The following is a 13,501-nucleotide window of genomic DNA, read 5'->3' on the forward strand; positions in this document are numbered from 1 at the left end:
AAATGATTCTTTGTCAGAAATTGACTGACAAAATGGCTGACTACTTGCGCTGTATGGCAAGAAAGTACGTTTGTTGCCTGCGCAACTCAACTTCTGTTCCCGCTTCTCTTCCTTCCGAAAGGAGGAGAAGCGGGAGCCCCATCCGGCGGTTCAGTCCGGACGCGTTAAATCTTGGTTAACGTACGGATAAAAAAACAAAAAAAATCTCCTTCCGGAGCCTTCCGGAAGATTCTGTTTTTTTGTCTTTTCGCCGCTTTTCCGCTGCTTTTTCGTCACTTCTCCGTATCCCCTTCGTATCACCTTCGTTCCCTCTTCGTTCCCTCTTCGTTCTAAAATTGAATAAATATTTACTTAACATCTGCCAAGAAACGAAAATAAATGCTTCGCGAAGCGAGAATGAAGCGGAATTTGATGTCCGATTGTTAAAAGATGCAAACCCGCAGACGGTTCGTTGCGTTTTTCGAAATGCGGACAAATCCTCTTTGGTAGCGTTTGCATCTGTTAACAGAACGGGGCGTCTGTCGGAAAACTTTCTCCCGCCGGCGATTGTTGATAGCATTGAAGCATGATTGCAACGAGACGGGGCAGGATGTCTTGACACCTCCCTTGCATCTGCTCCAAGTATTCTTTAGTAGAGCTTACCTAAGAACTCCCCATATAGAATAAAGAATGTTACAGAAGGCTTAAATATTGAAATTCTGTTCGTATCTTTGCACCGGCTAACTAACAACCTTTTTTATTGCAATATGGCATTTACGAATAATATTATGATTGTCCGGCATAAATTGCTGGCAGACCTCGTCAGACTCTGGAAAAACGACGAATTGGTGGAAAAGATAGACCGGCTCCCGATTGAGCTGAGTCCGCGGAAATCAAAACCGTTAGGACGTTGCTGCATACACAAAGAACGGGCGGTGTGGAGATACAAGACTTTTCCGCTGATGGGACTGGATATGACAGATGAACACGACGAAGTGACCCCGCTTTCCGAATATGCGCGATTGGCATTGAGCCGCCCCGAACCGGAGAAGGAGAATATCATGTGCGTTATTGACGAAGCCTGTTCTTCCTGCGTACAAATCAATTACGAGATAACGAACCTTTGCCGCGGCTGCGTAGCCCGCAGTTGCTACATGAACTGTCCGAAGGGTGCGATACGTTTCAAGAAAAACGGTCAGGCAATGATTGACCATGACACATGTGTCAGTTGCGGTATCTGTCACAGAAGTTGCCCTTACCACGCTATCGTATATATTCCCGTGCCTTGCGAGGAAGCCTGCCCGGTAAAAGCTATCAGCAAAGATGAACACGGCATAGAACACATTGATGAGAGCAAGTGTATCTACTGCGGAAAATGCATGAATGCTTGTCCGTTCGGTGCCATCTTCGAAATCTCGCAAACATTCGACGTATTGCAACGCATCCGTAAAGGAGAAAAGATGGTTGCCATCGTTGCTCCGTCTATTCTGGGACAGTTTAAGACCTCTATCGGACAGGTATATGGCGCTTTCAAGGAAATAGGATTTACGGATGTGATTGAAGTAGCCGAAGGCGCTATGGCAACCACCAGCAACGAAGCCCACGAATTATTGGAGAAACTGGAAGAAGGACAGCCGTTTATGACTACCTCCTGTTGCCCTTCTTATATCGAACTGGTTGAGAAACATATTCCGGATATGAAACCATACGTTTCTACCACCGGTTCGCCGATGTACTACACCGCACGGATTGCCAAAGAGAAGCATCCGGATGCCAAGGTGGTGTTTGTCGGTCCTTGTGTGGCTAAGCGCAAGGAAGCACGTCGCGACGAAGCGGTGGATTATATTCTGACGTTTGAAGAAATCGGTTCGATTCTCGACGGACTGGGTATTGAACTGGAACAGGTACAGGAGTTCTCTATATTACATACGTCTGTTCGCGAAGCACATGGATTTGCACAGGCAGGCGGTGTGATGGGAGCTGTCAAGGCTTATCTGAAAGAGGAAGCGGATAAAATCAATGCAATACAAGTGTCGGACATCAATAAAAAGAATATCGCTCTGTTGCGTGCCTGCGCCAAGACAGGAAAAGCCGCCGGGCAGTTTATTGAAGTGATGGCTTGCGAAGGCGGATGCATCACCGGGCCGAGTACGCACAACGATATTGTTTCAGGACGTCGCCAATTGGCACAGGAGCTGCTCAAACGGAAAGAGAGCTATGAAACAATGGATCGATAAACTACGGCAGGAAAGAACACTCAGGCCGGAAGAGCTCCGCCAACTGTTGACCGGATGTGACGCAGAAACCCTGCGTTACATCAATAAACAGGCGCAGGAAGTCGCTCTCCGCCACTTCGGAAATAAGATTTATATCCGTGGGCTGATTGAAGTCAGCAATTGCTGCCGGAACAACTGTTATTACTGTGGCATCCGAAAAGGAAACCCGAATATCGAACGTTACCGATTGAGCCAGGAAAGTATACTGGATTGTTGCCGACAAGGATATGAATCAGGTTTCCGCACTTTCGTGCTGCAAGGCGGAGAAGATACCGCACTGACAGACGAGCGGATAGAAATGACTGTCGCCCGTATCAGGCAGAATTATCCGGATTGCGCCATTACCCTGTCGCTCGGAGAAAAATCGCGCGAAGCGTACGAGCGTTTCTTCCGTGCCGGAGCCAACCGTTATCTGTTACGTCACGAAACATATAATGAGTCGCATTACCGGCAACTGCATCCGGCAGAAATGTCCGGCAAACAGCGCCTGCAATGTTTAGCGGATCTGAAAGACATCGGCTATCAGACGGGAACCGGAATTATGGTCGGCAGCCCGGGGCAAACAGTAGAACATATCATCGAGGATATCCGGTTCATTGAAAAGCTCCGTCCGGAAATGATCGGCATCGGCCCTTTCCTGCCCCATCATGATACGCCTTTTGCCCAATATCCCAGCGGAACGGTGGAACGGACCCTTCTTTTACTATCCATCTTCCGCCTGATGCACCCGTCCGCATTGATTCCGGCAACCACGGCACTGGCTACGCTCGCTCCCGACGGCAGAGAACGGGGAATACTGGCAGGAGCGAATGTGGTAATGCCCAACCTGTCGCCCCGGGAGGAACGGAAGAAATATGAATTATACAATGACAAAGCTTCACTCGGAGCGGAATCCGCCGAAGGACTGGATGCGCTACAAAAACAGTTGAATGCCATCGGTTATGAGATTTCTACCGAAAGAGGCGACTTCAAGTGTAATCCGTAGTGAAAAAACAAAGAATATTATGATATACCAAAAAGATTCATCCAAAGCAGAAGAGTTTATCCATCACGAAGAAATTTTGGATACGCTGGAATATGCACAGAACAATAAGGATAACCGTGTCCTGATTGAACAACTGATTGAAAAAGCTGCCCTGTGCAAGGGACTGACGCACCGGGAAGCGGCTATTCTGCTGGAATGCGACCAACCTGACCTGATAGAACGTATCTTTCATCTCGCCAAAGAAATCAAACAGAAGTTTTACGGCAACCGTATCGTCATGTTCGCACCGCTTTATCTGTCGAATCATTGCGTAAACGGTTGCGTATATTGTCCGTATCATGCCAAAAACAAAACGATTGCACGCAAGAAACTGACACAGGAAGAAATCCGACGGGAGGTAATTGCCTTGCAGGATATGGGGCACAAACGGCTGGCTCTTGAAGCCGGTGAGCATCCGTCGCTGAACCCGATAGAGTATATTCTCGAATCTATCCGGACGATTTACAGTATCAAGCATAAAAACGGAGCTATCCGCCGGGTAAACGTAAATATCGCAGCCACTACGGTAGAAAACTATCGCCGATTGAAAGAAGCGGGTATCGGCACGTATATCTTATTCCAAGAGACTTATCACAAAGATAACTACGAAGCTCTCCATCCCACCGGACCTAAAAGCAATTACGCCTATCACACCGAAGCGATGGACCGCGCGATGGAAGGAGGAATCGATGATGTAGGCATTGGCGTCCTTTTCGGTCTGAATACTTATCGGTATGATTTCATCGGATTATTAATGCATGCCGAACACTTGGAAGCCCGGTTCGGTGTAGGGCCGCATACAATCAGTGTGCCGCGCATCTGTTCGGCGGATGACATCGATGCGGGAGATTTCCCGAATGCTATTTCGGATGAGATATTCAGCAAGATTGTAGCTGTCGTCCGCATTGCCGTTCCTTACACGGGAATGATTATTTCTACACGCGAATCGCAAGAATCACGCAAGAAAGTGCTCGAACTGGGTATTTCACAAATCAGTGGCGGTTCGCGTACCAGTGTAGGCGGATATGCTGAAACGGAACTGCCCGGCAATAACTCCGCCCAATTTGACGTAAGTGATAGGAGGACATTGGACGAGGTAGTAAACTGGTTACTCGAACTCGGCTACATTCCCAGTTTCTGTACGGCATGCTATCGGGAAGGACGGACGGGAGACCGCTTCATGTCATTAGTGAAATCCGGTCAGATAGCAAACTGTTGCGGGCCGAATGCCTTGATGACTCTGAAAGAGTATCTGGAAGATTATGCTTCGGAAGATACTCGCCAAAAAGGGGGAAGGCTCATCTTAAATGAAACGGAACGAATCCCCAACCCCAAAATCAGAGAAATAGCCATCCGAAACCTCAAAGCCATCGCCGAAGGCAAAAGAGACTTTAGATTTTAGTGATGAATGCGAAGCCCGTTAATCAATAATCAATAATAAGCTACAAACTAATCACCAATAAACATGAGCTTGACAGATACCCCCAACGCCAACAGACTTCACATAGCCCTTTTCGGCAAGCGGAACAGCGGCAAGTCTTCTCTCATCAATGCGCTGACAGGACAAGACACCGCCATCGTCTCGGATACGCCCGGCACAACGACCGATCTTGTTTCCAAAGCAATGGAGATTCAAGGTATTGGTCCTTGTCTTTTTATGGATACTCCGGGATTCGACGACGAAGGGGAACTGGGCGAAATGCGTATCGCCCGGACATTGAAGGCGATTGAAAAGACAGACATTGCGCTACTGCTTTGTGAAGATGATTCAACTTCTTGCGAAAACGAAAGGTTGGAGTCACCGGAAGATGAAATGTGGAAGCTACTGAAAGAGAAGAATATCCCTGTCATCCTGATACTGAACAAAATTGATATACGCAAAAACACAGATGCGGTGGCCGCACGTATTGAGCTGCAATATAACCGGCGCCCGTTGCTTGTCAGCGCAAAAGAAGGAACAGGGATTGAAGAAATCCGGCAGGCGATTCTTGAAAAGCTCCCTTCGGACTTCGGTCAGCAGAGTATCACCGGAGAACTTGTCGCAGAGAACGACCTCGTGTTACTAGTCATGCCACAGGATATTCAGGCTCCTAAAGGCAGGCTCATCCTGCCACAGGTACAGACTATCCGTGAACTGCTGGATAAGAAATGCCTCGTGATGACTTGTACTACCGATAAACTTCCGGAAACCTTACAGGCTCTTGCCCGTCCGCCGAAGTTAATCATCACCGATTCGCAAGTATTCAAAACCGTCTACGAACAGAAACCGGAAGAAAGCAAACTGACTTCTTTCTCTGTTCTCTTTGCGGGATATAAAGGGGATATTCATTATTATGTAGAAAGTGCTGCCGCCATTGAAAGCCTGACGGAATCGTCGCGCGTACTGATAGCGGAAGCCTGTACACATGCTCCCCTCTCCGAAGACATCGGAAGAGTGAAACTCCCACGCCTGTTACGAAAAAGAATCGGAGAGAAACTGCAGATTGATATGGTAGGCGGAACGGATTTCCCGCAGGATTTGACTCCTTATTCTTTAGTCATTCATTGCGGAGCATGTATGTTCAACCGCAAGTATGTGCTCAGCCGCATCGACCGTGCACGGAAGCAGCATATCCCTATGACGAATTACGGAGTAGCCATTGCCTACCTCAATGGGATACTTGAACAGATTGAATATTAAAAAAAGAAGTTATTTAGTTGTATACAAAGAACATATTCCTTACATTTGTCCGAATCTATTATTAACCCCTTCATTAACTTACAACACATGAAAAAGAAAAGAATGGTCTTTACCATTTTATTGGCAACCGGGTTTGCTTTCCAAGTCCGGGCACAAGAGAGACTGACGAGCTACAAAGTACGAAACGCAATCGAAGTACGTACTCCCATTATGAACGACAGCATTAACCCGAAAGGAGAAAAACATTCGGTGAAAATGTTGCTCAGAACTCCGGTCGTACTGGATTTGCCGGATGCTCAGATGCAGTCATTGGCTGTCGATACGGCAGGTTATCTGAGTCTGGAAAAAGCGGAGAAAAACAACAGGCTCTACTTGCTGAAAACGCAAATACGTGCGGAACGCTTCCTGAAAGGGAAACTGAGAGTGACTTCTCCCGTCCGCTGGGAAGTCTTTATCGACGGAGTTTCCAAGCAGACAAAAGACGCTGCCGAAGACAGCATCACTTCCGCCTCTTCACGCGAAATAGCCATCACCATGGAGCCTGAACGCGATTATGAGATTACGTTCAAACTACTTTCCGCTTCGGAAGACAAAGCAGCTCCTACCTTGAAATGTGAACTTATCAAAGACGAGAAATTCAAAGAGATTGCCTGCACGCTTGCTCCCGACGCAAAGCAACGTTTCTCACTCGACAATACCGTATATGGCAACCGGACGATTTCTGTTGCCATCTCTCCCAGCGGAAAGTATTTATTAACCCGCTACTGGAACAATCATTCCGCCAAACGTTCGCGCACTTATTGCGAACTCAGCGACTTGAAAACCGGAAAAGTTCTTTTGGATAACGCAAGGGACGGCATGCGCTGGATGCCGAAAAGCGACAAGCTGTATTATACCGTCACTGCCTTAAATGGAAACGATGTAATCGCACTCGACCCTGCCACCCTTCGCGAAGAGGTTATTTTAAAAGGAATCCCCGAACAAAGTTTCACTTGGTCACCCAATGAGGACTTCCTTATTTATTATCCCATAGAGGAAGGGGTAAAGGAGGTAGGTGCTCTCCGCCGCATTGTAAGTCCGGCAGACCGTATTCCCAATACCCGGGGACGCAGCTTCCTGGCTAAATATGACATAGCCAACGGAGTTTCCGAACGGCTGACTTACGGCAATCACAGCACTTACCTGCAGGATATTTCCCCCGACGGAAAGTATATAGTGTACAGTACTTCCAAAGAAAATATCACCCAACGTCCTTTCTCTTTGTCTTCTCTCTATCTGGTAGACCTCGAGACTCTGAAAGTAGATACGCTCTTCCATGACGAAAGATTCTTGGGTGGTGCCAGCTATTCACCGGACGGAAAACAGTTGTTACTGACTGCAAGCCCCGAAGCATTCGGCGGTATCGGCAAGAACTGCGGCAGTCATCCCATTGCCAATGATTTCGACACGCAAGCCTTTATCATGGACTTGGCTACACGCAAAATCCAGCCGATAACCAAAGACTTCAACCCTACCGTCAGCCCCTTGCAATGGAATCGCGGAGACGGTTGTATCTACTTCAACACGGACGACGGCGACTGCAAGAATATCTACCGTTATTCTCCGAAAAGCGGTAATTTCGAAAAGTTGAACCTCGAAACAGACGTTGTCAGCACTTTCACCTTGTCTGAATATAATCCGGCCATTGCCGCCTATATCGGTCAATCGGATAGCACTTCGGGAGTTGCCTACCTCTACGATATGAAGAAAAAAACTTCCCGCCTGCTTGCCGACCCGATGAAACCGATTCTGGACAAAATAGAATTAGGTAAAACAGAACCTTGGAACTTTACAGCTTCGGACGGCACAGTTATCACCGGAAAGATGTGTCTTCCACCCGACTTCGACCCTAACAAGAAGTATCCGCTAATCGTTTACTATTATGGTGGTACCACTCCTACGACACGCGGCATCGGCAACCCATATTGCGCCCAACTGTTCGCATCACGTGATTACGTAGTATATGTCATTCAGCCCAGCGGTACTATCGGCTTCGGTCAGGAGTTTTCCACACGCCACGTCAATGCTTGGGGAAAACGTACTGCGGATGATATTATCGAAGGAACGAAACAGTTCTGCAAGGAACATCCCTTTGTGGATGCGAAGAAAATCGGATGCATCGGTGCTTCTTATGGTGGATTCATGACCCAATACCTGCAAACTCAGACTGATATTTTCGCCGCTGCCGTATCCCATGCAGGCATCAGTGACGTGACAAGTTATTGGGGCGAAGGGTACTGGGGATATTCATACAACGCGATTGCGGCTGCCGACAGCTATCCCTGGAAGAACCCGGAACTGTTCACCAAACAAGGTTCCCTGTTCAATGCCGACAAGATTAACACTCCGTTATTATTGTTACATGGCACAGTGGATACGAATGTGCCTATCGGAGAAAGTATCCAGCTTTTCAATGCGCTGAAGATATTAGGCAAGACCGTAGAGTTTATTACCGTGGATGGCGAAAACCATTTCATCTCCGATTATGACAAGCGAATTAAATGGCACAACTCTATCATGGCTTGGTTTGCACGCTGGCTGCAAGACCGCCCCGAATGGTGGAATGAGTTATATCCGGAACGTCATTTGTAATTCAGAATTCTGATTGTAGCTCTGTTTTCATATTCCACCTACAAATTCTGAAACGTACAATCTATTAAATAATAAAGGTGTCGCTGATTCTACATTCAACGACACCTTTTATTATTATTATTAACTAAAGTTTCGCAAGTCGGTATATTCCGCATGTTTTCCCCTCCTTCTTGGAAGGAGGGGTGGCTGAAAGCCGGGGTGGTAGGTATAAATAAGGTATATCCATCTATGAAAAAGGAGATTCATTTTTTACCTACCACCTCCCCCTGTGGGGACTCCTCCTTCCCGAAGGAGGAGAATAGAAATAGTACAAGCTTATATCGAACTGACGTTATAATAAATCTCTGCTTATTTCTTCACAGCAGCAATCAACTCTTCTGCCGAAACAAGGTTTTGTTCTCCAGTCTCCATATTCTTCAACATCACCTTTCCTTCGTTCATCTCGTTTTCGCCGACAATGGCTACAAACGGGATATTTTTCGCATTGGCATAGCTCATCTGCTTTTTCATCTTCGCAGCATCCGGGAAAATCTCCGCACGGATACCGGCAGCACGCATTTTAGCCAAAATTCCCATAGAGAAAGCAGCTTCCTTTTCACCGAAGTTGATAAACAGAAGTTCCGTTCCGTTCACAGCTTCTTTCGGATAAAGGTCGAGTTGGTTCAAGACATCGAAGATACGGTCTGCACCGAAAGAGATGCCGACACCCGAAACTCCTGCCATACCGAACACACCGGTCAGGTTGTCATAACGACCGCCACCCGTGATACTTCCGATTTGTACATCCAGTGCCTTCACTTCAAAGATAGCACCTGTATAATAGTTCAGTCCGCGAGCCAAAGTCAAGTCGAGTTCGATTTCATTCTTCAATTCCATTGCTTCCAAGGTATTCAAGATGAATTCGCTTTCTTCCACTCCCTTCAATCCCACTTCACTGGCTGACAGTACATTTTTCAACGTCGCGAGCTTCTCTGCATTTGTTCCGCTAAGAAGGATAATCGGCTGCAACTTGGCGATAGCCTCATCACTGATACCCTTATCTTTCAACTCGGCATTTACATTATCCAGCCCGATTTTATCCAGTTTGTCTATCGCCACAGTAATGTCGACAATCTTATCCGATTCACCGATAATCTCCGCAATACCGGAAAGAATCTTGCGGTTGTTAATCTTAATACATACACGAATATTGAAACGACTAAAAACGGTATCGACAATCTGCATCAATTCCACTTCGTTCAGCAATGAGTCACTGCCCACCACGTCAGCGTCACATTGATAGAATTCGCGATAGCGTCCCTTCTGCGGGCGGTCGGCACGCCACACCGGTTGAATCTGATAGCGCTTGAACGGGAAGGTGATTTCATCACGGTGCATCACCACATAACGGGCAAAAGGCACAGTCAGGTCATAACGTAATCCTTTCTCACAGAATTTGCTTGCCAGTTTGGCTGCATTACGGCTCAACAATTCTTCGTCAGTAATCCCGGAAAAATAATCTCCTGAATTCTGAATTTTAAAGAGTAGTTTATCTCCCTCATCACCGTACTTTCCCATCAGTGTGGAAAGCATCTCCATCGAAGGAGTTTCTATCTGCTGGAAACCATACAAATGATATACGTCACGAATCGTATTGAATATATAATTACGCTTCGCCATCTCTATCGGCGAAAAGTCACGAGTTCCTTTAGGAATACTTGGTTTTGCTGCCATATTTCAATCAATTACATTAAAAATGAGGTCGCAAAGTTACGGTATTTTATTGGAAAAGAAAAAAGAAATTACATTAACGTCAATTTGATCACTAAGATTTGAATATTTCAGATCATTCGCCATTGAGAGTTTCATAATCTTAACGACCAGCTTTGCCCTAACGTGCCTCTTGAGAGTTCAGATACAGATGATCATCTGTTAATAAATCACAAAAGAACAACTTCAATGAATGATAATTTCTTTTTTTTCTTTAAATTGGTAAACACTACTTTAAAAGTAAAGATTAGAACTTGCAACTAACTCTAAAAATTTATATTATGAAAAACAAAGTAATATTCAGTTTGCTATCAGTCCTATTCTTATCTTCATGTAATGAAGAACTTGCAGAAATGAAAGATGAATTCTCAAATGCCCAAGAGTCTTCTTTAATAGCTTACCCAATGAAAAAAGCAAAAACCCGTAGTTTATCATCAAATGATCAAAATTGGGAAAATTGGGATTATATTGTATTAGCTTCTGGCGAAAAAGTATATTCTCCATGGAATAGGACTTATGTCGGGACTGCTATTCCTATTGATATTCGACAAGATGTCAAGGCTGTGAATGGATGGAATCTGATTGCTTATACCGTGAACGGATACGGTGAAAAAGGCATGAACTATTTGGTTTTTCATAATAAATATAGTGGAATATTGAAATTTTTTTATTATTTGGAAAGCGGACAATCCTTTTTACAAAACACGGCTATATGGAAATTACATTTTGAAACGCCACAATCATGTTTGGCCTTTTCTAATTCTTATGGAAGATATCAAACAGATAAGAATATAGAAGATATTTATTTAGGAAATATTTCCAATGACGATTCTAAAGGGTACACTTTAGGATGGAATTGTTTTCAAGTAGAGTTGTCTTATGACCCAGATTTAATAGAAGGGACATTGCAAGTTATTCCACTATCTATGACAACCTCAAATATTTATTTATCCGGTATTACTGATTCAGAAACAACAGGATTGGTCATTTCGGCAACTCATTCAAATATTTATAAAAATGGAGTGAAAACAGTTGCAAATTTTGCTGGTGAAAAAGCGGAAAAATGGGTTAAAAAGAATGTGGATAAAGGTGCTTTTAAAACCGTATCTTCATTGGTTATAAAAGGAGCTGGTAGTTTGGTTAGTTCAGGAATTAGCTCTTTATTAGGATCGTTTGTTGGAGGATTTAATAAAGAACAACAAACTGTTCAGTCTGTACAACTTAGGACGAATGGTACGGTTACATTAGATGGTAAAATAACATCTTTACAAAGTGGGATTATACCCCCTTTTACTTTTTCCATTTCTCAAAATGATGTAGGAAAATTAGGAGTTTGGTGTATGAAAAAAGCACCTGTTCTCAAATTAAAACCTTATGCAATTCATAAAGGAAGGCATTCATTTGATCCTTATGTTCAAGTGTATACAATAAGTGCTCCGAGTTTTTACCAAACAGATTTAGATGCAGATTTAGTGTTAAATCCTGAATTAAAGTCTCAAGTCAGGGATATAAAATATAATTGGAGAATATATGAGGTAGATAGCATTGTGCGAAGAAATGCGTTTAATCAAATATTAGGCAGTTATGGAGGAGTTATGCGAAATAATCGTCATTTGTATCATTTGTATGCTGACTTATATGATCCTTTTTCTCGTCTTTGGGCGGATATACGTTTAAAAGACAAAAATGGTGAGGTTTTAGAAAACTATGAAAAAAATGCACCTCTTGAAATATTCCTTCCAAATGCTCCAGATGGTACCCCAGGAGCCTTACCCAATTATACTTTCAATTCTCCTTATATACTAAATTTAAGTGTGCAGATTGAGACAAACCAAGGAAATACAGTTGTCTCCAGTCATACATTTATACCTCATATCATTTGGGAATATGAAGAATTTAAAAACGGATTGTATGAATTCTTTTATCCATCTGTTCCGATAGAACCGATTATTCAATAAAATGAAATACAATATGAAACGAAATTTAATTTATTACACCCTAATATTTTTCTCATTCACAATCTTTTTTTTCTCTTGTGATGATAGAAAAGAGGACGACAGACTGTTAATGAACACCCATGACATGTGCGAACAGGTTGTTTATAAAAATGTCATCATGATGAATGGCAAAAAGGTAGAAGCAAGCAGACTTGAATTTATACAACAAGAATCCTCTTCTGTCTTTTTAATGAAAATGTATGGTATTATTCCATTGGAAGACGGAGTTCCGGTTATAGTGGAAGCTATACCGGATAAAGATGAAATACGTTTCACGGGAAAGTCAAATGATGTACGCTATCAATTGGAGGTAGAAGGACGATACACCCATCTACAACTAAAAAGTTCAACTGTTTCAAACGAACCGTTTGTAGAAATGAATTGTAAATACAAGGTGCTACCGCAATGCGGGCTCTTGGAAAAACCTTTCATATTCCGCTTAGACACAGAGTGCATGTTTTTTTTGAATCATAGAGACGAAACAATAGAATGGAATGGACAAACGTTACCTAAGATTGAATTCATGCAAACAACCTTAGAACATATTCGTGAACGGTTAGCAAAAGAAGTACAGGCTATCAAGCTTATTTTTCATGAGGACTCATCCTTGGATATATGGATGAAAACGACAGGGAGCATGGATTTCACTTTGTGGATGAATGTACAGTATTGGTTTTTGAATACTTCAGAAAATCTATATCTTGAATTAACAACTACACAAACTGAACTCTTTTATCAACAATGGACAGGTAAACCCACCATGTTCTCTCCTCCTTTCATATCTTTCGATTCAAACAGGAATTTATTGCCGTTGTTCTACAGTTCGGACGAAAAACTATCTTTGGCAATCATTGCACCTTTTTGTTATTCAATGGCTTATTGCTATCTAAAATCCAAAGGATGTGAAGATTTGACCGAGGAAGAGCACGATGAACTTTCTATATTTTTGGAAATCATAAGAGAAGGGCATCGGCTGAATTCTTGGCAGGTATATTTGCAATCTGAACTTGTGAAATCTTCCGAATGATTCCGCAAGAAACATGATTTGTCCTATTTGTATTTCAATCGAATTACATTCTCCAAAACACCAATAAGAAAGATGTCGGAAAATCAAAAAGCATAACAATCTTTTTCAATTTTCCGACATCCTTTTATAAACAGAAAC

8 protein-coding genes are annotated in these 13,501 nt (G+C 43.7%); 7 read left to right on the forward strand and 1 reads right to left on the reverse strand.

Translation table 11 applies throughout. The features are described from left to right. Positions 1-746: 746 nt before the first annotated feature. From A4V03_RS13085 to A4V03_RS13105, 5 genes are all read left to right on the forward strand, one after another. Positions 747-2,216 (forward strand): 4Fe-4S dicluster domain-containing protein, encoded by a 1,470-nt coding sequence (locus A4V03_RS13085; RefSeq protein ID WP_065539207.1) that lies wholly within the window; start codon positions 747-749, stop codon positions 2,214-2,216. Further along, complete coding sequence (gene hydE / locus A4V03_RS13090; RefSeq protein WP_065539208.1) at positions 2,197-3,240, forward strand: [FeFe] hydrogenase H-cluster radical SAM maturase HydE; 1,044 nt, start codon at positions 2,197-2,199, stop codon at positions 3,238-3,240. Before A4V03_RS13085 ends, hydE begins: the two co-directional genes overlap by 20 nt. Positions 3,241-3,259: 19 nt before the next feature. Next, complete coding sequence (gene hydG, locus A4V03_RS13095) at positions 3,260-4,681, forward strand: [FeFe] hydrogenase H-cluster radical SAM maturase HydG (protein ID WP_065539209.1); 1,422 nt, start codon at positions 3,260-3,262, stop codon at positions 4,679-4,681. Between the two features lie 63 nt (positions 4,682-4,744). Continuing rightward, positions 4,745-5,959: a [FeFe] hydrogenase H-cluster maturation GTPase HydF gene (hydF, locus tag A4V03_RS13100; RefSeq protein WP_065539210.1), complete on the forward strand. Its 1,215-nt coding sequence runs from the start codon at positions 4,745-4,747 to the stop codon at positions 5,957-5,959. Between the two features lie 102 nt (positions 5,960-6,061). Next, positions 6,062-8,590, forward strand: coding sequence for an alpha/beta hydrolase family protein (locus A4V03_RS13105; RefSeq protein WP_089280733.1), 2,529 nt, complete (start codon positions 6,062-6,064; stop codon positions 8,588-8,590). A gap of 348 nt (positions 8,591-8,938) precedes the next feature. Here A4V03_RS13105 and hisS read toward each other — a convergent pair whose 3' ends face one another. Then, a complete protein-coding gene (gene hisS, locus A4V03_RS13110) occupies positions 8,939-10,303 on the reverse strand; it encodes a histidine--tRNA ligase (protein ID WP_065539212.1) in 1,365 nt (454 codons plus the stop codon). Between the two features lie 317 nt (positions 10,304-10,620). On the opposite strand from hisS, the gene A4V03_RS13115 reads away from it, so the two are divergent. Then, entirely contained in the window at positions 10,621-12,297 is a 1,677-nt protein-coding gene (locus tag A4V03_RS13115; protein ID WP_065539213.1) for a hypothetical protein, read from the forward strand. A 13-nt stretch (positions 12,298-12,310) separates the two neighbouring features. Beyond that, positions 12,311-13,363, forward strand: coding sequence for a hypothetical protein (locus A4V03_RS13120; RefSeq protein WP_135999246.1), 1,053 nt, complete (start codon positions 12,311-12,313; stop codon positions 13,361-13,363). Positions 13,364-13,501 lie beyond the last annotated feature (138 nt).

Origin of the sequence: Bacteroides caecimuris (assembly GCF_001688725.2) — a bacterium.
Lineage (GTDB): Bacteria > Bacteroidota > Bacteroidia > Bacteroidales > Bacteroidaceae > Bacteroides > Bacteroides caecimuris.

Excerpts from the sequence above, each read along its gene's own strand:
- A4V03_RS13085 (WP_065539207.1), top strand. The coding sequence starts at position 747 with ATGGCATTTACGAATAATATTATGATTGTCCGGCATAAATTGCTGGCA.
- hydE (WP_065539208.1), top strand. The coding sequence starts at position 2,197 with ATGAAACAATGGATCGATAAACTACGGCAGGAAAGAACACTCAGGCCG.
- hydG (WP_065539209.1), top strand. The coding sequence starts at position 3,260 with ATGATATACCAAAAAGATTCATCCAAAGCAGAAGAGTTTATCCATCAC.
- hydF (WP_065539210.1), top strand. The coding sequence starts at position 4,745 with ATGAGCTTGACAGATACCCCCAACGCCAACAGACTTCACATAGCCCTT.
- A4V03_RS13105 (WP_089280733.1), top strand. The coding sequence starts at position 6,062 with ATGGTCTTTACCATTTTATTGGCAACCGGGTTTGCTTTCCAAGTCCGG.
- hisS (WP_065539212.1), bottom strand. The coding sequence starts at position 10,303 with ATGGCAGCAAAACCAAGTATTCCTAAAGGAACTCGTGACTTTTCGCCG.
- A4V03_RS13115 (WP_065539213.1), top strand. The coding sequence starts at position 10,621 with ATGAAAAACAAAGTAATATTCAGTTTGCTATCAGTCCTATTCTTATCT.
- A4V03_RS13120 (WP_135999246.1), top strand. The coding sequence starts at position 12,311 with ATGAAACGAAATTTAATTTATTACACCCTAATATTTTTCTCATTCACA.